A 20,123-nucleotide genomic window follows, 5' to 3' on the forward strand; every position below is an offset into this window, starting at 1 on the left:
TGTTAACACTCATTCGACTGATCAGCAATACAATATCGTTAGGGCCTGTTAACACTCAACAGTTATGCGGGACATCATGGGCAGGTATGAAAGGCCACGCGAGGCATGGGCGATAACCGGATCCGGTCACTATCTCAAAGAGTGTCTGGATCTGATACAACATCGATCTGATGTGGACCTTTTTTTGAGCAAGGCCGCGGCGGAAGTGCTCTCAATGTACGATTTTGATGTGAAATCGATACGCGAGCGCTTCACCTGCTTTCGCGATACCACTGCCAGTGCCTCTCCAGTGGGTCTCTTTTATCAAGGACGTTACAAGCGTCTGATTATCGCCCCCGCCACATCCAATACCATTGCAAAAATGGTGTGGGGTATAGCCGACACCTTGGTAACCAATATCTATGCCCAGGCCGGCAAGTGCCGGATTCCGAGCATTGTCTTCGCCTGCGACACCGAACCGGAAATGGAAACCGAGGCGCCGGGCGGTACGGTCATGGTCTACCCAAGACAAATTGATCTGGAGAATGTCGAACGCTTGCGTGAATTTGAGTACACATCGGTGGTGACCAGCTTTTCTCAACTGGTCTCCACCCTTGAAAAAACAGAGTAAGTATCTCCGGCGAAGCCAGGTGCTTAGCTAGGGCCTGTTAACACTAATCCAATGCACCCTGTTGTGCCTGAAAAAGCGCCAATCAAGGCGCACCCCAAGGGCACTTCCTTCGGGGCGCAACCCGAAGGGCTGGGGCTGTTTTCGCCCCCAGCGGCGTTATCATTCGCTCATGTAGAATAACTACACCACGCTCATTCTGCCTTGCTGGGCACGAAAACAGCCCCAGCAGGGCGTATTGGATTAGTGTTAACAGGCCCTAGTTCCCACCCATTAACTAGTTCCCATGCTCCAGCCTGGGAACTCATACATCGCTTTGCCAATCCACATGTCGTATGCATTCCCACCCATGAGCGTTGGAATGTTTATACGCTTGAAGAAACAGACCAGGCATCAACCCTCTCGCTTTTTAAGTAGCGGTTCCAGCAGATCCATCGGCAGTGGAAATACCAGGGTGTGGCTCTTGTCCCCGGCTATCTCTGTCAGGGTCTCCAGGTATCTGAGCTGAATCGCCTGCGGCTGTACGGAGAGGGTCTTCGCCGCTTCGACCAGCTTTTCAGCGGCCTGCTGTTCACCTTCGGCATGGATGACCTTTGCGCGCCTCGCCCGCTCCGCTTCGGCCTGACGTGCTATTGCCCGGATCATGCTGTCATCAAGATCGACATGTTTAATCTCTACATTGGATACTTTTATTCCCCATGTATCGGTCTGTTGATCCAATATATTCCTCACATCATCGTTGAGCCGCTCTCGTTCGGCCAGCATCTCATCCAACTCATGCTGGCCCAGGACAGACCGCAATGTGGTTTGCGCCAGCTGGCTGGTGGCGACCATATAGTCCTCTACCTGGATAATGGCCCGCTCCGGATCCAGTACACGGAAATAGACGACCGCATTGACCTTTACCGATACATTATCGCGCGAGATCACGTCCTGGGAGGGAACGTCCAGCACGATCGTGCGCAGATCGACTCTTACGAACTGCTGGATCACCGGTATGATGATGATCAAGCCCGGTCCCTTGACACGCCAGAAGCGTCCCAACATAAATACCACGCCACGTTCATATTCACGCAGTATCTTGAGCGCCGAAGCAAGAAACGCAACGATCAGAAATAGAATAACCGCATATAGATAGAGCGTCATGATCACTTCTCCTTATCAGCGGGGATAACCTTTAAAACCAGCCCGTCTCTGCCGGTAATCTGTACCAGCTGATCTTTTTGCAACGGTTGTTCGGAGTGAGCCCGCCATACTTCCCCATGTATCCTGATGTCACCCTCACCGGTAAAATCCTCCATCACGATACCCTCACTGGTCAGCATCTCTTCACGTCCGCTCACTACAGGACGGTGACGTGACTTGATAGCCATGCCAATAACAAAAACCATGAGAAAGGCGCTGCTTACCGCAACACCCAGAATCAGTGGCAGCGATATGCCGAATCCCGCCTGATCGGTATCCACCAGGATCAGGGATCCGATGATGAATGCAATCACCCCCCCTATTCCCAGGGTGCCGAAACTGGGTATGAATGCCTCTGCCACCATTAACGATATACCGAGCAGAATCAATGCCACACCGGCATAATTGATCGGCAGAAGATGAAACGCATAGAGGGCAAGCAACAGAGAGATGGCGCCAACGGTGCCGGGGACGATTGAACCGGGGTTGGCAAATTCGTAGATCAACCCGTAGATTCCCACCAACATGAGAATGTAGGCCAGATTGGGATTACTGATGATGCTCAGCAATTGACTCTGCCAATCAGGTAAGTGTTTCTCTATCTGCAGATCCTTGGTACTCAGTGTCTTGCTGCCCAGGGGCAGTTCAACCTGACGGCCGTCCAGCTGAGACAGCAGACTCTCCAGGTCTGCCGCAACAAGATCGATCACACCCAGCTTTAATGCCTCATCCGCGGAAAGGCTGGCGGCATCACGTACCGCCGATTCAGCCCAATCGGCATTTCGATTACGTAAAGCCGCCAGGCTGCGGATATAGGCGGATGCATCATTGACGACTTTACTCATCTTCGCATCTGTAGCGGCCGGGGCTTGCTCGCCCTCCGCCTCATCCCCCGAGTTGCCTCTTTCCGGTGTGGATTTCGGTAATCCACCCAGGGACACAGGGGTTGCGGCGCCCAGATTGGTGGCAGGCGCCATGGCGGCGACATGGCTGGCATAAAGGATATAAGTACCGGCACTGGCTGCCCGTGCGCCACTTGGCGCAACGTAACTGACCACCGCAACCCGGGAGGCGATGATGCGTTTGATGATGGCCCGCATCGAAGTATCCAGACCACCGGGGGTGTCCATCTGCAGGACAACCAACTCCACGGCTTCGTTTTCAGCCTTCTCCAGTGTCCGATCAAGATAGTCGGCAGTCGCAGGCCCTATGGCCCCCGAGATCTCCAGAAGAAATCCTCGACGGCTTTGACTATCGGCAAATATCTGGCTGACACCAGCGCACACCAAGCAGATAAAACAGAGAAGCGATATCGCATATCGAGACACTATCCACCCCGCAATGTTGTTACCTATAGTCTAGACGCTAGTCAAACCATTGGCTCGGAGCGAACCAGCAACTGCCTGTTTGCGTGTAAATTATTATCATCAATATCAAATACCTATCGATATAAACAAGAGACATGCGAGACAGGACCATGAGCATGCTATTTCGATATCGGGTAGACCCTACAGGTGCGAGATTCTTTCAATTTCCACGCTTAAAAATTAATTCCCGAATAGTCTCGCGTTGTCATCAAACTGTAATATTTTAGGAATATAGTCGTCATTAACCTGCAATATTCAACGCAGATCAAAAAACAATATGAAGGCTGCCCACTCAAGATGGGGTAGCGGGGTCGACTATCGTTTTTTACGCTTTTACGGTTAATCTAATTTATTACTAAGGGTGTTCACAATGAGGAAAATCTCTTATGCCATCTCAGTGGCGGCCAGCAGTCTGTTTATTGCTTTTTCGGCACAGGCCGCGGATCGTACCGTCATACAGAACAAGGGTTCTGACACGCTGGTGAATGTTGCCCAGGCCTGGGCTGAAGCCTATGGTGATGTGGATGCCAATGTGGCGGTTGCAGTATCGGGTGGGGGATCCGGCACAGGCATCGCCGCCATGATCAACGGTACGGTGGATATTGCCAATGCCAGCCGCCAGATGAAAAAGAAAGAGTTGAAGCTGGCAAAATCAAAGGGGCAGGACCCAATCGAGCATGTGGTCGGATATGATGCCCTTGCTGTCTTCATCCATCAGGACAACCCGGCGGATACTCTCAATTACGATCAGTTGAAATCAGTTTTTGGGCGCGGTGGAAAGGCTACAAAATGGTCCGATCTGGGACTGAAAGTACCAGGCTGCAAGGGTGACGAGATTGTCGTTGTCAGCCGCCAGAACAACTCCGGCACCTACGCCTATTTCAAAAAAGAGGTACTTGGCAAGAAAGGCAAATACCGCCAGGGGACTTTGGACATGCACGGTTCGAAAGATGTGGTTGATCTTGTCGAGAAGACACCCTGCGCCATCGGATACAGCGGATTGGCCTACGCCACGGATCATATCAAAATGGCCTGTATTATGAAGGATGGTGGTGATTGCGTCACACCCAGTGTGGAGACAGCCAGTGACCGCAGTTATCCCATCGCACGGCCGCTGTTCATGTACACCAACGGTGAACCACAAGGCGCCATCAAAACCTATCTTGATTGGGTTAAGAGTGATGAAGGCCAGTGCATTCTCCTGAAAAAGGGGTATGCACCGGTACGCGGCGTAAGCTGTAATTGATAAGAATCGATCCCAATCCAGGTTGTTTCATCCATACCTGGATTGGGAATTCCATACACTGCCTAGTTGTTCACTTTAATGGGCGATATATGGATCGTCTTGCATGATCACACAGTATAAATCGTACTGTTTCGATACTCGAAGAATAACTGCATCAATTACAAAAAACACGTTGTCATTTTGTGACAGTATACATTGCGGAGCACCAGACAATGGCCCACCTCGAAGAACGACTGGAGCGCGACCTTAACAATATCCACGATCGTGTGGCGAAAATGGGCGCACAGGTACAGGAAGCTGTCAGAAATGCAGTGAAGGCTCTGCAGACAGGGGATAAAAAACTCGCCTACAACACGGTGTTGAACGACAACCCGATCAATCGCTGCATGCGTGATATCGACAGGATCTGCCACCGTTTTTTTGCCATCCACATACCCAGCGGTGGACACTTGCGACTGCTCTCCTCTGTAATACGCGCAAACATCGAACTGGAGCGTGTCGGTGATTACGCCGTCACCATTGCCCGTGAAGCGGCACAACTGTCTCAACCTCCCAGCGGCGGCCTGGGCAGGGAGCTTGATCGCATCGCCGGCGAAACCATGAACATGTTGCAGTTGGCCATCAGTGCCTTTACCGAGCTGAATGCCGATGCCGCCACAAGCACCATGACGCTGGCAAAGGAGATGGAACACAATCTGGATGTTGTCTATACGGAGATGATGGAGAACGATGAACGCACCAAAGTGGAAGAGGTACTTGCGATCTTTGTCGTCTTCACACAACTCAAACGGACTGCGGACCAAGCCAAGAATCTATGCGAAGAAACCGTGTTCGCTGTTACCGGAGAGCAGAAATCACCAAAGACCTTCAACATACTTTTTGTCGATGAGGACAACAGCAGCCTGAGCCAGTTGGCGGAAGCGATCGCCAGAATCAATCATCCCACTGTCGGCAACTATACTAGCGCCGGCCGGATCAAGGCTGAGACCCTCAATCCAAACCTGACCAGGTTTTTCGATGAAAAGGGCATCGACTACAGCGATGCCAAGCCGACCTCCATCGAACAGCTGACGAGCAAAGAGATATCCGAGCAGCACGTGGTGGTTTCTCTGCAGGGAGAGATCTCCTCCTACCTGTCCCGCATACCCTTTCACACATCCGCTTTGGAATGGGGACTGGGCGAAGCGCCCGAGGATGAGGATATTCATGAATACGATTCGATCTATCGCGAATTGGCAATACTGATTAAGGACCTGATGGAATTGCTTCGTGGTGAAGGAGCAAGCTGAAATGTCAGAGATCCAACACCTGCAACCGTCGATGTCTGCCGATTTCGATAGCCGGAATTTAGACTGGTATATCGACAGGATTGTCCAGTCCCTGGTCTTCATTGCCGGCATCTCGGCAATCATCTTCATCATAGGCATATTCGTATTTATCACCATGGAGGGCTTTGGCTTTCTGCTGGAAGACTTCACCTTCAGGGAATTTTTTCTTTCGCCGTTTTGGGAACCCTCCGACGAGGATGCCCCCGAGTATGGCATACTCGCCCTGGTGGCAGGCACCGCCAGTGTTACCGGTCTGGCGATGGTGGTGGCAATCCCCTTCTCGCTCGGGGCGGCCATCTTTATCGGTGAATTCGCCACCGGCAAACTGAGAGAGTCCCTCAAGGTGCTGGTGGAACTGTTGGCCGCCATCCCCTCAGTGGTGTGGGGCTTCATCGGCCTCTCCATCATGAATCCGCTGATTATCGACCTGTTTGATGTGCCGGTGGGGCTGAACGTACTCAACGCCGGCATCATCCTGGGATTGATGGCGGCGCCGATCATGACCTCTATCGCAGAGGATGCGCTGAAAGCGGTACCCGACCGCTATCGCGAGGCGGCGGAAGCACTGGGAGCCACACGCTGGCAGGTCATCTTCAAGACCGTCCTGCCCGCGGCGAAGAACGGCCTGCTCGGCGCGGTCCTGCTGGGTGTCGGGCGCGGCTTTGGAGAGACAATGGCGGTGCTGATGGCCACCGGACATGCCGTGAATATTCCCAGCAGTCTATTCGATCCGGTGCGCGCACTGACCGCCACCATCGCCGCGGAGTTGGGTGAAACCGCTGTCGGGTCACCACACTATCAGGCACTGTTCACGATCGGAATCTTCCTCTTCATCATCACCTTTTTGATCAACCTGTCCGCGGATCTCATCGTCCGTGGCATCCGTAAGGGTTAAATCGTCATGTTCGCCGAATCTGCACTGAATGTACGGAACAAACGGGTTCAGAACCTGTACCGAATCCTATTCCTCTTGATGACTATTCTATTGGTTGTCCCGGTAATCATCATCTTGAGCACTCTGATAGCCAAAGGTGGCAGCATCATCTCGATCGATTTTCTGTTTACCGATCCAACCAACGGTATGACCGCCGGCGGTATCTTTCCCGCGCTGCTGGGTACGGTATGGATCGTCGCCGTCGCCTTGCTGGCATCCGTGCCCCTTGGCGTGGCGGCGGCTATCTATCTCAACGAGTATGCCGGCGATAACTGGTTTACCCGGATAATCCAGTTGGCGATCATCAACCTCGCGGGGGTGCCGTCGATCGTACACGCCCTGTTCGGGGTCGGCGCCTTCGTTATCTTTTTCGGTTTCGGCACCAGCATCCTGGCGGCCAGCCTGACCCTGGCCATCATGACGCTGCCGGTGGTTATCGTCGCCACCCGGGAATCTTTGCGTGCCGTTCCCCAGGCATTCAGGGAGGCGTGCTGGAATATGGGCGCCACACGCTGGCAGACCATAAAACGTGTGGTGCTTCCCAATGCGGTAAGCGGTATCCTCACCGGTGTCATTCTGGAGGTTTCACGCACCACTGGTGAAACGGCGCCCATCATGTTCACCGGGGCAGCCTTTTTTCTACCCTTTCTGCCGCAAAGCGTCTTTGATCAGACCATGGCCCTTTCGCTGCACCTTTTCGTCGTCGCCACCCAGGTGCCGGGTGTGCCGGAGAACCTGCCGTACGGCGTCGCGCTGGTACTGATTGCCATGGTACTGCTGATGAATAGTATCTCTATCGCATTCCGCATGTATCTGCGAGGTAAAAAGAAATGGTAGACATGAGCCTCACTGCAGCAGTACCCGAAACAGTAGTGGAGAGTACCGTTGAATCGCCTATCAAGCTCCAGGTCAACGACGTAACCATCAAGTATGGCGCTACGCCGGCCCTGAGCGGTGTCAATCTGTCGGTACACGAACATGAGATCTTCGGCATCATCGGACCCGCCAACGCCGGCAAGACATCGTTTCTCAAGGCCCTGAACCGTATGGATACCTTCAACTCCAACATGACGGTTGAGGGCCAGATTCACTTCAATGGCCTCGATATCCACAATCTCAGGAATATCTATGCCCTGCGCAGCCGCATCGGCGTTGTATTTCCCCTACCGGTCGGACTGCCCCTGACGATATATGAGAATGTCGCATTATCACCACGCCTGCGCGGCATCAACAATAAGGGTGATCTGGATATTATCGTCGAACGCTGCCTCACCCGTGCCGCACTCTGGGACGAGGTCAAAGACAGGCTCAACTCCCTGGGCAGTCTTCTCTCTGGCGGTCAGCAACAGCGGCTGACCATCGCCCGCGCCCTTTCCCAGGAGCCGGATCTGCTGATGCTGGATGAATTCTCCATCGCAGTCGACCCGGTTACCACCATGCGCATAGAGGACGTGCTGAAAGAGCTGAAAAAGGATATGACCATCATCCTGGTCACCAACCTGGTGCAGCAGGCCAGACGGCTTGCCGATCGAACAGCCTTTTTTCTCGAAGGCCAGTGTGTGGAGATCGGAATAACCGAGGATCTGTTCACCGGTGAAGTCGAGGATCAGAGAACGCGGGACTATGTCGAAGGTAAGTTCGGCTAAACACTATCCACTCTATGAAAAGAAAGCGTAAATGCCAGTTATGAATGCCACTGCAAATGCTATCAACGAATCTGTGCCTGAGTTAGCCATCAAGACCAGCAAACTCAACCTCTGGTACGGAACCTTCCAGGCGCTCTTCGATGTGGACCTCAATATCCGCAACGGCATGATCACCTCCCTGATCGGCCCTTCCGGTTGTGGCAAATCGACTTTCTTGCGCAGCGTGAACCGTATCAACGAACGACTTGGTTACGTGCGTATCGAAGGCAACATCGATGTCATGGACAAGAACATCTACGACCCTGAGGTGGAGCTCGTCCAGGTACGTAAACAGATAGGCATGGTGTTCCAGCGACCCAATCCACTCCCTATTTCGATTCGCGACAACATCCTGTTCGGTCACCGGATACATGCATCCAAGGGTCAATCCTCCAAAGCCGAGGAGGATGAGATCGTCGAGTCTGCACTGCAGCAGGTGCTTTTGTGGGGCAAGGTAAAAGACCGTCTCAACCAGAAGGCAACCGAACTATCCCTCGAAGAACAACAGAAACTCTGCATCGCGCGTCTGCTGCCGGTAAAACCGAGTGTATTGTTGATGGACGAGCCCTGCTCCGCCCTCGACCCGAAAGGTACCGCAGCCGTTGAGGAACTGATCTGGGAACTACGCGGGAAATACACCATTCTCATCGTCACCCACAACATGGCCCAGGCCAGGCGCGCCAGCGAAGAGTGTATTTTCATGTTGATGGGCAAGGTCGTCGAACACCAGCTGACTGAAGACCTGTTCGTCACACCGAACCAAAAAGAGACTGCGGACTACATCGAGGGCCGTTACGGGTAATAGAAACAAACTATCGGCAGATTTCAGCATGATTCCACGCGGGGGCATTGGAGTCGCCAAGCAGAAGCGTGGCTGTACTGCGCCTCTCACCCAATCTATGTTCTTTACATCGGTCAGGAATAAACAGCAACAGGATCTATCGTTCGTTAGCCAGTGCCGTAACAACGTGACTGAGCCCTTTTACGACCCTGGCGGTACGCGTGTAGTCGATTTTGTCCGGCGTATCCGTTGACGAATGGTAATGGGCATAGCGGAAAAGCGCTGTGTCCGTAACCATGATGGCATCATAACCGGCCTGCCAAAACGATAGATGATCCGACCAGCCTATGCCGGTAATCCAGCCGGGGGCTGCAACGCCTTCGGAAGGAAATGCGGTGGTTCGGCGGAATGTGTCAATTGAACGGCGCACCAGCTTGCGCGAGGATAAGTTGCCAACGAACCCGATGAAGTTGGCGCTATCCGGGTAGAACAGATTGAAGGGCGCCGGGTAGCGCTGGCTGCCCGGCATATCGGAATAATAACCGATGGTCTCAAGTGAGAACATGGCGACAATGCGTTCTTCACGCTCACGGGAGCGAGCGGCATAGACCTGGCTGCCCATCTCTTTGCTGTAGAAAAACGGTGGTTCTTCGTTGGCGAAAGCAACGAATCGTACTGTCCTGTTCAGCTGTTCATCCTTGAGAAGGCGGGATAACTCAAGAACCGCAGCCACACCTGTTCCATTATCATTCGCTCCAGGGCTTCCGTGGACCGAATCATAGTGGGCGCCGACCACGATAATCTCCTCGGGTATGGTTTCTCCGGGAAGTTCAACGGCGATGTTTCTGACCATTTTTCCGCCGGAGTTGAAGACTTGAACCTCCGGACTGTAACCATACTCCACAAAAAGATCTCGGATGTAATCTGCCGCTGTTTCCAGTTCACTGTAATGCCAGACATTACGTTCGCCGATGCTGCCGCCCAGGACCTCTACCTGCTCTTTCAGTCGATCACGTAACTCGACCTCCTCTTTATCCAATGGGTGAAAAGGTCCGGAATAGGATTTGCCCGGCATTTGGATCATATAGAGTATTCCCACCAACGTTAGACTGATTATGAGCGACCAACGCAGAATGTATGGGCCCCAGGTTTTTACGTTCAAAGGTTTTGATTCCAGTCCGTTAAAGATGTTTAGGACACTCAGCACATCGGATCGACTACTCGTCTAACAGAAAGTTCTTGACGGCTTGCATTCGGCAATTATGCAACAAGGCTTCCATATCCATGAAAGGAGTAGTGGGTGTAGCTAAAAGTCATTCTAAGCTGATTTGGCCAACTTCTACTGTCGGCCAAAATTGGACATTCAGCTATAAATCAAATATGGCTCCCGAAGGAGCCGCTAATGGGATTATTTATGCTATTTTCTTGCGTCTGGCTATACCTATCAAACCAACTAAACTGGAACCTAAGCGCCATACGTCGGATCACACATCTTTTTATAATAAAAGAATTTAATAAAAGTCAAGATTTGCCTGTACTACCCAGTCAGTATTAGATAACAGAAAGCATGCGCCAGGAGTTATTAGCGAAAGCTAACATAGTTTGGATATATTTCAATGAATCTCACAGATTGGCCTTGAAACCTCATTTTCACTATATTAAGTGCGAAGAGTGTTCGGAATAATTATCTGAGAGGAGGTGCGGAGTGCAAACACAAACAGGAGGTTCCAACGGGGATAATGTTCCTCTCTACGCACCTTGCCGTAAGCTCTCTATCGGCGACCCTTTCAGATGGTTGAAGATGGGGTGGCAGGATTTCAAACGCACACCTTGGCACAGCTTGGCATACGGTTTGGCATTCGTCTTTTTCGGTTGGCTGCTTCTTTATTTTGCATGGGCCAATGAAAATAATGCCTTGATCGTCAGCCTCCTTTTCGGTTTCCTGATCATGGGGCCCGTGCTCTGCTTCGGTCTTTACGACATCAGCCATCAACTCGAACAGAACCGCAAGCCAACCTTCCGTCACGAGCGCCAGAAGGCTTTCAATGAAATGGGGCTCGAGCGTTTATTTGCGACGATGATGAGTATGTTGTTAGTGCTCCTGTTCATCGTGCTATCGATAATAGCCGGGATAGAGCCGGAATTCGGGCAGACTACAGGCTCTTATGTGGTGGCGTCTTTGTTGATCGCCACGATTTTTGCATGCCTGGCCTTTTGTGCAAATGTGTTCACATTACCGATGATTCTGCATCTGGATACCGATGGAGCGACAGCGATATTGACCAGCATCAATGCAGTGTTGCGAAATACGCGGGTATTGGCGCTCTGGGCGTTAATGATCTTCGTATTTACGGCTGTAGGATTCGCGACCGCACTGATCGGTCTCGCGTTCATAGCACCAGTGCTTGGTTATGCCACTTGGCACGGGTACCGTGAGACGATCATCACGAAGGGATAAGAAGCAAGCCAGTAGGCATGCGGCTTAACAGTTCAAGATAATCGGCTCCTTGGGAGCCGTTTTATTAGTGACTGAATGTCCGAGTTGTATCGATTAGAGCCTGTGCAGCGCATAATCAAAATCGAAAGACCGCTTGATCGATTTGATTGGACTCCTCGGGGGACGGACCTAACGTATTTTAAGCCTAATTGCTGAGAAGTGCCATTATTTGCCATCTTCAGGCACAAAAATACCTGCTTATCGGAGTTTCTGGTATCTATTCAGCGGGAATCGCGAATAACACAACAAATACCAGAATGGTTGCCAAGGTGGCAAAGTTACCGAAGCGAAACCAGTAGGCTTTGTGTTCGCGATGATGGTGGTTCACGAAAAGGGCAACCACACACTGCAGCAAGTAATACAATGCGAAAGCACGGGAAGCGAGGGCGATGATCTCCAGCAGGTCTGCGGTCCATATCAATGCGATGGCGAAGACCGATACCACCAGGTAACCTTTGTTGGACGATAATCTCCCCCTGCTGGTTTCACTCGCCAGACCTCCGGCACCGACGGTATCGGCAACACCTGCGCTGAACTGGCTCATGATCGCGGCCACAATCAGCATCAAGGGCAGTGCGGTTGCCGCCAGTCCTGTTGCGCTCACTATGTCTGCGATCCGGATATGCGCGAGGTCGAGATGTTGCACGATCGGCATCAATACGATGACGGATACCACATACAGGACACCTGAAATCAGTTGCGCCCGACGCATGGTCCGTACACGCATATCGGCATGATATTTTTCACCCAGAAATCGCGATGTTTCGAATCCCTGCACGACCAGCAAAATACCGGCCAGCATAAACGCCTTGGTCATCCAGCTTCTTTCCTGGATATCAAAGACGAGCTGTTGTTCGGACTGAACGAAGTTGTAGTCGTATACAGCTACCCCGATCAACAGTGCGGCAACAATGGACAGTTGGACGGACATTGCATACGCTTCAAGTTTCTCAAGCCCCCCCAGTCCGCGCAGGAAACCGGTCACGGCGATAAAAACTATGATGATTGTCGTCAGGGTTCTTTCCCAGCCGAATGCATCCACAAATCCCAGGTAGTTCAGCAAAAAAGACGACAGCAATGACAGATAGAACGCAACTGCAGTTACGTAAGCGAGGGAAAGCGCGGCATTGGCAACAAAATCGATTTTGTATATCCAAGGGTGAGCATTCTTATCGTGCAGGAGGGGTTCGGCATGAATAATATTGAAACGAATCACACCGCCAATGGCATAGGCGAGCACTACGATGACTATGACTGCGAGAGGAGAATAGACGCCGATCACGCTCGCAAGCATTGGAGCTATGATCAGAAACCCGCTACCGATTATGGAGGAGAGTGGCGTGAGTGTCGCCTGCCAGGATACATTTTTGAGCAGGCGAGGATGGAACATGAACAGCAATACAACGGCTGCAATAACCACAAGTATGATGTTCAGCATATGTCCATCCGTTTTTAGAATTCCCTGCAAAACCTACCGCAACAGGGGGATAATTCTTGTTATCGTAGTTAGTATTATGGCCAGTATGACATTATGACGGTCAGGAGTGTGCTGGGGAAAACCCTATAAACGCTCTTGGCTGGAAGTTGCCGTATTTGAATGTTAGATCTGACACTATTTTCTACTTCAGGTACGTTGATGTGTTGGGACAACGAGTATCGGGCATCGGGATTTATGAAGAATCCCTTCGCTGACGCTACCCACAAGAAGTTGATACATCGCACTTCGTCCATGAGTACCTACAACAATCATATCCACATTCAGATCCGATGCCTCCTTAAGAATTGTTTCTATTGTTGGCCCATGCACAAGAAGCGCGGTCGTTTGCAGGCCTTCTTTGCGCAATCGCTTTGCTATTTCTTGGATCTGGCGGTGCTCAAGATGGAATTTTTCCGCAAGGGACTCTCGGGCTGCTTGCGGATCTGCTCTGAATTCCAGGACGTCCGGCTCAGGCTCTGCGTTATGCAGGATCCACACCTTTGCTGAAAATGCCTTGGCGATTTCTTCCGCCTTTTCCACAATTATCTGTGTGGAATCAGAAAGGTCTACTGCCACCAGAAGTTTCATATATTCCCTCCATCAGTTACGCACCATAGTACCAAACTGTATTCGACCGACCCATCGGTCAGACTAAGTGGTATTCATAAACCAGTTCCTTCCAACCCTTATGGGTCCATGGTTATTCTTCAGGGGACCACGGGAGCATAACCGGAACTGGCCGCGCAAACACAAGATTTCGCTCTTCTAATCCCATATTCTCGATGCTTCTTTAGCGGATTGTATGGGTAAGTATGGTCATCATGACACAGATGAGCACGAATGACCGCTCAGGGTCGATAACGGCCATCTTACACTGTCCAGGTAGATATCTGCTACTGGCGGGAGAGCGACCGTACCCCGGATGCTAAGCCGGCCATAGTTTGGTCAGATCTCGGTATGCTCAGCCATTTCAAGTGCGTCATCCACCTCTACCATAAGATATCTCACTGTGCTTTCGAGCTTGGTATGACCAAGTAGTAGTTGAACGGCGCGCAGATTCTTTGTCCGTTTGTATATAATGCTGGCTTTCGTACGGCGAATCGAGTGCGTGCCATACACAGTCGGGTCGAGGCCGATCATCGCGACCCAAGCTTTGACAATCCGTGCGTATTGGCGCGTCGTGATATGAGCCTCTGGTCGTACCCGGCTTGCGAACAGCCAGGTATCACCCCGCAAATTTGCAGCCGCCATACACTGCTGCACCGCAGCACGGGTTTGATCCGTGATCCCAAACCGGACCGGCTGTCCCGTTTTCTGCTGTAAGATTGAGGCTCGTGCCAGGACGCTCTCACCATGGACAACATCACTTGTCTTCAGCTTTACCAAATCACATGCTCTGAGCTTACTGTCAATTGCGAGGTTGAACAATGCAAGATCGCGATATTTCTTTTACATCTTTAAGAGTACACGAATTGACCAGATATCCTGTGGCTTGAGGGGTGGTTTTTGACCAATGATTCTCCCTTTGTTCCAGGGGATGCAATTATTATTGGCAAATTCGATGTCAGTGAGTTGTTTCATGATTCATTTCCTCCATTTATGGGAAAGGAATCATAAGTATTGTCGATTTACGGTACGGTCACTGTCGCGACCTAAGCGGTCGTTCCGAATGCTATGTCGTTCAAAAACTTTATTAAAGGAAGCGGACATGATCAGACAGTGAATGCGATGCTTATAACTGTCCATAGGCATACCATTACATCATAATTTTGGCTCTTTTCTTTCAATTACCAAGTGCTTGATTAATCTTTTCTATTGACTTAGAAAGGCTTCAATTTCGTTCTTGAGCTGGAATACATCTACTCCTTCTGATTCTACAATAGTTCTGTATAGCCGCTCCGCACTAATACCCTTGCTGTTTAGCAGCCATTTCCAGTATTGTTTTGACGCTCTCTTCACATTGCTCGATTCATTGTGAGTTGGCAACTCAACATCGCTCAATAAAGCTTCTCGGTTGAGATATAAATATGACTGAAGATCATCTACAGGAGTGCAAACTACTCTTGTTGGTCCGTTATAGCTATCCTGCAATTCAGGGAAGACATCACCATCGACTACACACAGCACCTTATTAGAATCTGCAAATATTTTTCGGTCATCATTTTTTTCGACAATCATTCGAACCTGATTTACTCCAGCAACACCGATGGTGATATGCTGATAGTGGCAAGCGATTGAATAATACCTTATCAAGAACTCAATGAATTCCTCAAGGACCTCATCTTCAGTTAGAAAATATCGGTCATATCCTTGAAATCCGAACAAATCAGATTTTATGTAACTAAATGACCTCACCTCTAAAGAGATTATGCCATCCTCCTTCTCCAGGTAATATAGGCATCCCTCATCAACTGTCTCCATAAAAGCTAATGAATGAGAAACTACGATTAATCTAGAATTATTTTCTTGTAGTATCGGCTTTATCGATGAGTACAAATTTACTTGCGCGACAGCATCAAGCGCAACATCCAATTCATCAACAAGAATCAGCTTTGCTCCGGAGCCAATAAGCCTATATAGCTGAATGAGGAAGAATTCTCCAGAACTGAAGTGGTCTTCTCGTAAATAGTAATCATCTTCTTTTAGAATAAAGTAGTATTCGTTGTTCTTTATTTTTGTGGACTTCAGATTATCGAATTTGTTTGAGGAGTAAACATCTGATAAGAAAGCAATTAGATTGCTTGCTCGCTTATAGTCAGCAGATGCAATATTGAATTTTAACTCCGCATCAACTTTTGAAACACTAGAATAGTGTTGAAATCTAGCCCCATAAGGTATCGGTAATTCAGAAACGATATATCCCTCACCAGGCAAGGCATCTTTAGTATCAAAAGCTCCTAGTCTTGCATTGTAATAAAAGCCAAATGGCTCAATACCATTAAGTGAAAAAGAAACTCTACTTGCGTAGTTTACCGCATTTTCTCCTGACGATTTCGAAAAGATGTCAGGGTCAGAGAGTAGGTAAAAAGACTTTATTATTGTGGTCTTGCCAATGCCATTCCTTCCTGTGATTACGATGATATTAGTAGCTGAAAAATCAAAATCAATCTCGAGGTTGTCTATGTTATTTACGGACTGTAATGAAACGCTATCCTTTGTCACTCCACTTATCCTCCATGAGTATACGCAGAGACAACAGCCCGTACTTTCGTTGCAGCTTCTCTAGATACGTTGGATCTGTTGCCTTTACGTAGTGGAGCAGACCGAACAAAGAATGTTCTTTCTCATCAAACTTCTTCTCCAGAAAGTCGTTGTATCGTGCTTTATCGGTTGTGTAAAAGTGCAGAAGAGTCTCAAGAGTCCTTTTATACTTTGAGTCTATTGTTACATTCCCCTCTTGGGTGATAATCAAACCAAGTATTTTAACTTTATTGCCTATATGGGTAATACGTGTTTTTTCTGTATTAATGAAAAGTTTATCAGAAGCATATATGTGAAGCAGTTCTTGAACAGAATCTCTAAGCGACAACAGTTTCTCTTTGTTGTCACCAGAAATGATGATGTCATCTGAATAACGTGTGTATATTAAACCGTGCTTTTCACAGAAGTCATGTAAAGCATTATCGAATTCATAAAGAAAACCATTGCTAAGTTGAGGTGAAGTAGGAAAGCCAACTGGAATTGAGTCATCCCAGGTCATAATGCGAGAGCAATAAGAAATATATGACTCAAAATCTGCTATTGGTATTTGAGCCTTATCTCTTGTCAACACGCGAGTGACGTCTCGTTCCGTTATGTTAGGAAAAAATGATTTGATATCAGTCAAAAAAAACGCGCTGCTTCCTGCATGAGCACCCACGGCTGTTAAAGTACTTTTCCCCTTTATATAGGAATGAACGACATCAGCGTTTCTCGCCACATGTCGCAAAATCACCTTATCCAAGAATCTCAAATAGCTTTTGTATTTCTTCGATGTCCTGTAAACCTTACGATCTTTGTATAGAAACTCCTCTACATTCTCTTTAGGATCAAAAGAACAAAAGTCATCAAAACTTTCCCTGTTGTGGAAAACTGCAATAAATGACTGTTCTAATGTTCGATTACCCACATTAATTCCTTAGTAAATCATTGGGCATTTTCCTAGGAAAACAACTTTAAATTAGATATTAAAAGGGAATCATTGTGGCATCGAAATGTACAGCTAGCAAATACAGGCCATACTGGAGATGAAGAGGTAGAAATAGTAGTTAGAAAGGATAAAGCCTTAGCGCAGACTTTAAGGGGAGCTAGCTTGGGAACGAGCACTTTCTTCAAAGGAAAGAAGGCTTATTTTTCAACTACCTGCCCCCAGAGGGGGCAGCCAGAAGAAACTACCTTGTAGGCACCTAGGGACCAGCTGAACGACTGGAGATGCTCCTAGTCACTGGTAATAGAATTATAGTCCTACAACACTGAAGCGGTCAAAATGAATATTTCAGATAAATAGTCATACTTATCAGTGAGATAGGACGGTTACCTGAGACACTTTAATATATTGAGGCCTGTAAATAGCTAAGCAAGAGAATCTTTTCCCATTTATTAATTTTTTAAGGGTTGCTCTTTGAGATCTCGAGATTCTATGTTCCCTCGCTGGCCCGTGAATTATTAGTCGATGCCTGTTTTCCTAATCTAATCTGTGTGTTCTATTCAACCTTCCTTAGGAATAAGAGAGACGCGTGTACTTTCCACAAAGCAGTTTGATCTATTTGTCAAAAGCCAAATCTGGTTAACAGGCCAGATTTAGTCTTTACTAATTACAACTTGGTAAGTCTGCTTGTGGGCGAAAAAAACATCATATACTGCCAAACTCGATGTCTGCTACTGGCCGAAACCAGTCATTCTACAAATCAAAATAATCCGACTTGATTCTCCCATCCTAGTGCTCGAACCTTTTTTACCTGGTCAAAGACCCTTCCCACTGTTCCGGCTATTGATTGAATGCATCAATCCCTACAGAAAAGGGTATCGCTATCATCACCACACTGAAATATCAGGTTACTTTAAAATGTGAAATATTCTCTTGTAGCTGATTGGCCAGTCCGGACAATTCAATGCTTGTACGATCCAGTTGTTCCGTGCCGGTAGCACTTTCATCCGATACCTGGGCAATACGTACTATGCTCTGGTTTATTTCATCGGCTACCGCCGATTGCTGTTCGGATGCAGTTGCAATCTGTGTGTTCATATCCCGGATGGTTGCAATTGATTCGGATATGGCCTGCAATGATGCGCCTCCCTGTTGAGCCTGTTTGACGGTAATGAGAACCTGATTGCTTCCCGCTTCCATTGCCGCAACGGCGTCCTGCGACTTGTTTTGAAGCTTTTCAATAATGTTTTTGATCTCTTCGGTAGCATCCTGGCTTCGCTGCGCCAGGGTACGCACCTCATCCGCCACAACAGCAAATCCTCGACCCTGCTCTCCTGCACGTGCGGCCTCAATAGCCGCATTTAAAGCCAATAGATTTGTCTGCTCCGCAATACCCGTTATGACGTTCAAAACAGTATCGATATTCCCGCTTTGCTGTTCAAGTTCCTTGATGGTGGTTGCCACATCCTCGATCTGTTTTGCCAGTTCCTGTATACCATTAATTGATTTTTTCACCTCAGCAGAGCCCGCACTGGCCTCCTGATCGGCTGCACTGGAAGTATCCGCAGCCCGTGCGGCGCTTTGTGCAACTTCCTGTACGGTAGCTGCCATTTCATTCATTGCCGTTGCTACCTGGTCGCTTTCTGTCCGTTGTTGCTGCATGCCGGAAGAGGTGTTGGACGTTACTTGCGTAATCTGGTGGGAGGCTTCCGTTACAGCATGGGCAGACTCGGTTACCTTGTTCAGCAATTTCTGGAATTCATCCATCATGCCATTAAAGGAGTATGCCATTTCACTTATCTCGCCTTTGTTCTTAATATTTGCCCGCAAGGTAAGATCACGGTTTTCCGCTGCTTGTTTAAGCGTATCGGTAAACAGCTGAATAGGATGTCGAATAAAGCCGGATAGCCAAAGCAATAGACCGACCAAAACCAGTACCAGTAACAGGCTACTTCCGATCTTGAGAATATTGGCTTGCTTTTTGTGGTCTGCAATTGCTGCATTTACCTGCTCAACGAGTGTCTTTATCAACGTTTCCGTACGATGCACTGTTGCACGCAATTGACCGCGAATCCCCTCCTTGGGACTTAAGCCCTTGCGCTTATATCCATCAACAAGGGATAAAAAATCGCTCTTATATTTTTTCAATGCCTGGGAAATCCTGTTTTTTACCTCGACGGGTATCGTACTTGCCGCCAGTGTCTGTTTAAATTTGACAATATTATTGTTGTACTTGGTTTCATATTTAAGATCATCCCTTAGCATGAAATCCTTTTCGTTTCTGCGAAGCATCAGCATGTCGCTGAGCAATTGGTACTCGTGTTGCTCTTTCACAAGCTTTTCTATGCCATGAACAGCGTTTCGCAGACTGCCATAGAGCCCATCTTTATGGTGCAGTCCGATCTCCTGCTGTACAGACACCAGCGCACGAAACTTGACAGTATATTGCTCAAGGATCGTTCCTACCTCTATGGCATCATCATTTTCAATACCGGAGCTTTTGAGTTTTTCAGATAATCCCTGAACCTTTTGCTGAAGGAGCTTGTGGTTAGCCTCAAATTTCTCAAGATACTTGAGGTCTTTGCGCATCAGGAAATCCTTTTCATTGCGGCGCAACATCAGCATCCCGGCTTCTATCTGGGCCAGGAGTGTTTTTTCCTGCTCAAGCTCTAAAAGTGTATTGGTTATGTAGCGGTCAAGGCCTATCTGAACAATCATACTGATGACAACTATGCTGATCAGCAGAAAAAATTGTTGTTTAATAGACATTTGCGAATCCTCCATGACATATTTGCGGATATTCTTTTACCTTGAATTGTCTAGCGACCACTATCCAACATCCTTTAATGACACTTATCACACATAGGAAAATATATAAATTTCAAAGATC

18 protein-coding genes are annotated in these 20,123 nt (G+C 48.8%); 9 read left to right on the forward strand and 9 right to left on the reverse strand.

Annotated features, from left to right (window positions below):
• The first annotated feature begins 76 nt into the window (after positions 1–76).
• A complete protein-coding gene (locus AB8516_RS03620) occupies positions 77–610 on the forward strand; it encodes a flavoprotein (protein ID WP_369158167.1) in 534 nt (177 codons plus the stop codon).
• Positions 611–1,000: 390 nt separating this feature from the next.
• Here AB8516_RS03620 and AB8516_RS03625 read toward each other — a convergent pair whose 3' ends face one another.
• Together AB8516_RS03625 and AB8516_RS03630 are read right to left on the reverse strand one after the other, a co-directional pair.
• Positions 1,001–1,753 carry a slipin family protein gene (locus AB8516_RS03625; RefSeq protein WP_083220896.1) on the reverse strand — a complete coding sequence of 251 codons (753 nt, stop codon included), beginning with the start codon at positions 1,751–1,753 and terminating at the stop codon, positions 1,001–1,003.
• Positions 1,754–1,755: 2 nt separating this feature from the next.
• The gene (locus AB8516_RS03630; protein ID WP_369158170.1) at positions 1,756–3,120 is read right to left on the reverse strand and encodes a nodulation protein NfeD; all 1,365 of its coding nucleotides are present in this window, start codon (positions 3,118–3,120) and stop codon (positions 1,756–1,758) included.
• A 409-nt stretch (positions 3,121–3,529) separates the two neighbouring features.
• On the opposite strand from AB8516_RS03630, the gene AB8516_RS03635 reads away from it, so the two are divergent.
• The 6 genes from AB8516_RS03635 (at position 3,530) to AB8516_RS03660 (ending at position 9,154) form a co-directional block, all read left to right on the forward strand.
• Positions 3,530–4,405, forward strand: coding sequence for a phosphate ABC transporter substrate-binding protein (locus AB8516_RS03635; RefSeq protein ID WP_369158172.1), 876 nt, complete (start codon positions 3,530–3,532; stop codon positions 4,403–4,405).
• Positions 4,406–4,617: 212 nt separating this feature from the next.
• A complete protein-coding gene (gene phoU / locus AB8516_RS03640) occupies positions 4,618–5,694 on the forward strand; it encodes a phosphate signaling complex protein PhoU (protein ID WP_369158174.1) in 1,077 nt (358 codons plus the stop codon).
• Position 5,695: 1 nt separating this feature from the next.
• Positions 5,696–6,628: a phosphate ABC transporter permease subunit PstC gene (pstC, locus tag AB8516_RS03645; protein ID WP_083220895.1), complete on the forward strand. Its 933-nt coding sequence runs from the start codon at positions 5,696–5,698 to the stop codon at positions 6,626–6,628.
• A gap of 6 nt (positions 6,629–6,634) precedes the next feature.
• Positions 6,635–7,504 carry a phosphate ABC transporter permease PstA gene (gene pstA / locus AB8516_RS03650; RefSeq protein WP_369158176.1) on the forward strand — a complete coding sequence of 290 codons (870 nt, stop codon included), beginning with the start codon at positions 6,635–6,637 and terminating at the stop codon, positions 7,502–7,504.
• 2 nt (positions 7,505–7,506) lie between these two features.
• Positions 7,507–8,313, forward strand: a complete 807-nt coding sequence (locus AB8516_RS03655; RefSeq protein WP_369158178.1) for a phosphate ABC transporter ATP-binding protein — start codon at positions 7,507–7,509, stop codon at positions 8,311–8,313.
• Positions 8,314–8,344: 31 nt separating this feature from the next.
• Positions 8,345–9,154: a phosphate ABC transporter ATP-binding protein gene (locus tag AB8516_RS03660; protein WP_369158180.1), complete on the forward strand. Its 810-nt coding sequence runs from the start codon at positions 8,345–8,347 to the stop codon at positions 9,152–9,154.
• Positions 9,155–9,290: 136 nt separating this feature from the next.
• On the opposite strand, the gene AB8516_RS03665 is transcribed toward AB8516_RS03660, so the two are convergent.
• Positions 9,291–10,217: a M28 family peptidase gene (locus AB8516_RS03665; RefSeq protein WP_369158182.1), complete on the reverse strand. Its 927-nt coding sequence runs from the start codon at positions 10,215–10,217 to the stop codon at positions 9,291–9,293.
• A 200-nt stretch (positions 10,218–10,417) separates the two neighbouring features.
• On the opposite strand from AB8516_RS03665, the gene AB8516_RS03670 reads away from it, so the two are divergent.
• Complete coding sequence (locus AB8516_RS03670; protein ID WP_369158184.1) at positions 10,418–10,648, forward strand: hypothetical protein; 231 nt, start codon at positions 10,418–10,420, stop codon at positions 10,646–10,648.
• 190 nt (positions 10,649–10,838) lie between these two features.
• Entirely contained in the window at positions 10,839–11,591 is a 753-nt protein-coding gene (locus AB8516_RS03675) for a DUF2189 domain-containing protein (protein WP_369158187.1), read from the forward strand.
• 256 nt (positions 11,592–11,847) lie between these two features.
• Here the strand turns inward: AB8516_RS03675 and AB8516_RS03680 are convergent, their stop codons facing one another.
• From AB8516_RS03680 to AB8516_RS03705, 6 genes are all read right to left on the reverse strand, one after another.
• Positions 11,848–13,068 (reverse strand): hypothetical protein, encoded by a 1,221-nt coding sequence (locus AB8516_RS03680; RefSeq protein ID WP_369158189.1) that lies wholly within the window; start codon positions 13,066–13,068, stop codon positions 11,848–11,850.
• A gap of 186 nt (positions 13,069–13,254) precedes the next feature.
• Positions 13,255–13,695, reverse strand: a complete 441-nt coding sequence (locus AB8516_RS03685) for a universal stress protein (protein WP_369158191.1) — start codon at positions 13,693–13,695, stop codon at positions 13,255–13,257.
• 357 nt (positions 13,696–14,052) lie between these two features.
• Entirely contained in the window at positions 14,053–14,535 is a 483-nt protein-coding gene (locus AB8516_RS03690) for a tyrosine-type recombinase/integrase (RefSeq protein ID WP_369158193.1), read from the reverse strand.
• Positions 14,536–14,919: 384 nt separating this feature from the next.
• Positions 14,920–16,269, reverse strand: a complete 1,350-nt coding sequence (locus AB8516_RS03695) for an AAA family ATPase (protein ID WP_369158195.1) — start codon at positions 16,267–16,269, stop codon at positions 14,920–14,922.
• Positions 16,256–17,215, reverse strand: coding sequence for a reverse transcriptase domain-containing protein (locus tag AB8516_RS03700; protein ID WP_369158197.1), 960 nt, complete (start codon positions 17,213–17,215; stop codon positions 16,256–16,258). The genes AB8516_RS03695 and AB8516_RS03700 overlap by 14 nt, the downstream gene beginning before the upstream one ends.
• A 921-nt stretch (positions 17,216–18,136) precedes the next feature.
• Complete coding sequence (locus AB8516_RS03705; RefSeq protein ID WP_369158199.1) at positions 18,137–20,002, reverse strand: methyl-accepting chemotaxis protein; 1,866 nt, start codon at positions 20,000–20,002, stop codon at positions 18,137–18,139.
• Between the last annotated feature and the right edge of the window lie 121 nt (positions 20,003–20,123).

It is taken from the genome of Candidatus Thiodiazotropha sp. LNASS1 (assembly GCF_964212655.1).
In the GTDB taxonomy this organism is placed as follows: domain Bacteria; phylum Pseudomonadota; class Gammaproteobacteria; order Chromatiales; family Chromatiaceae; genus Thiodiazotropha.

Coding starts and splice junctions, on each gene's coding strand:
- AB8516_RS03620 (WP_369158167.1), top strand. CDS start 77: ATGGGCAGGTATGAAAGGCCACGCGAGGCATGGGCGATAACCGGATCC.
- AB8516_RS03625 (WP_083220896.1), bottom strand. CDS start 1,753: ATGACGCTCTATCTATATGCGGTTATTCTATTTCTGATCGTTGCGTTT.
- AB8516_RS03635 (WP_369158172.1), top strand. CDS start 3,530: ATGAGGAAAATCTCTTATGCCATCTCAGTGGCGGCCAGCAGTCTGTTT.
- phoU (WP_369158174.1), top strand. CDS start 4,618: ATGGCCCACCTCGAAGAACGACTGGAGCGCGACCTTAACAATATCCAC.
- pstC (WP_083220895.1), top strand. CDS start 5,696: ATGTCAGAGATCCAACACCTGCAACCGTCGATGTCTGCCGATTTCGAT.
- pstA (WP_369158176.1), top strand. CDS start 6,635: ATGTTCGCCGAATCTGCACTGAATGTACGGAACAAACGGGTTCAGAAC.
- AB8516_RS03655 (WP_369158178.1), top strand. CDS start 7,507: ATGAGCCTCACTGCAGCAGTACCCGAAACAGTAGTGGAGAGTACCGTT.
- AB8516_RS03660 (WP_369158180.1), top strand. CDS start 8,345: ATGCCAGTTATGAATGCCACTGCAAATGCTATCAACGAATCTGTGCCT.
- AB8516_RS03665 (WP_369158182.1), bottom strand. CDS start 10,217: ATGATCCAAATGCCGGGCAAATCCTATTCCGGACCTTTTCACCCATTG.
- AB8516_RS03670 (WP_369158184.1), top strand. CDS start 10,418: ATGAAAGGAGTAGTGGGTGTAGCTAAAAGTCATTCTAAGCTGATTTGG.
- AB8516_RS03680 (WP_369158189.1), bottom strand. CDS start 13,068: ATGCTGAACATCATACTTGTGGTTATTGCAGCCGTTGTATTGCTGTTC.
- AB8516_RS03685 (WP_369158191.1), bottom strand. CDS start 13,695: ATGAAACTTCTGGTGGCAGTAGACCTTTCTGATTCCACACAGATAATT.
- AB8516_RS03705 (WP_369158199.1), bottom strand. CDS start 20,002: ATGTCTATTAAACAACAATTTTTTCTGCTGATCAGCATAGTTGTCATC.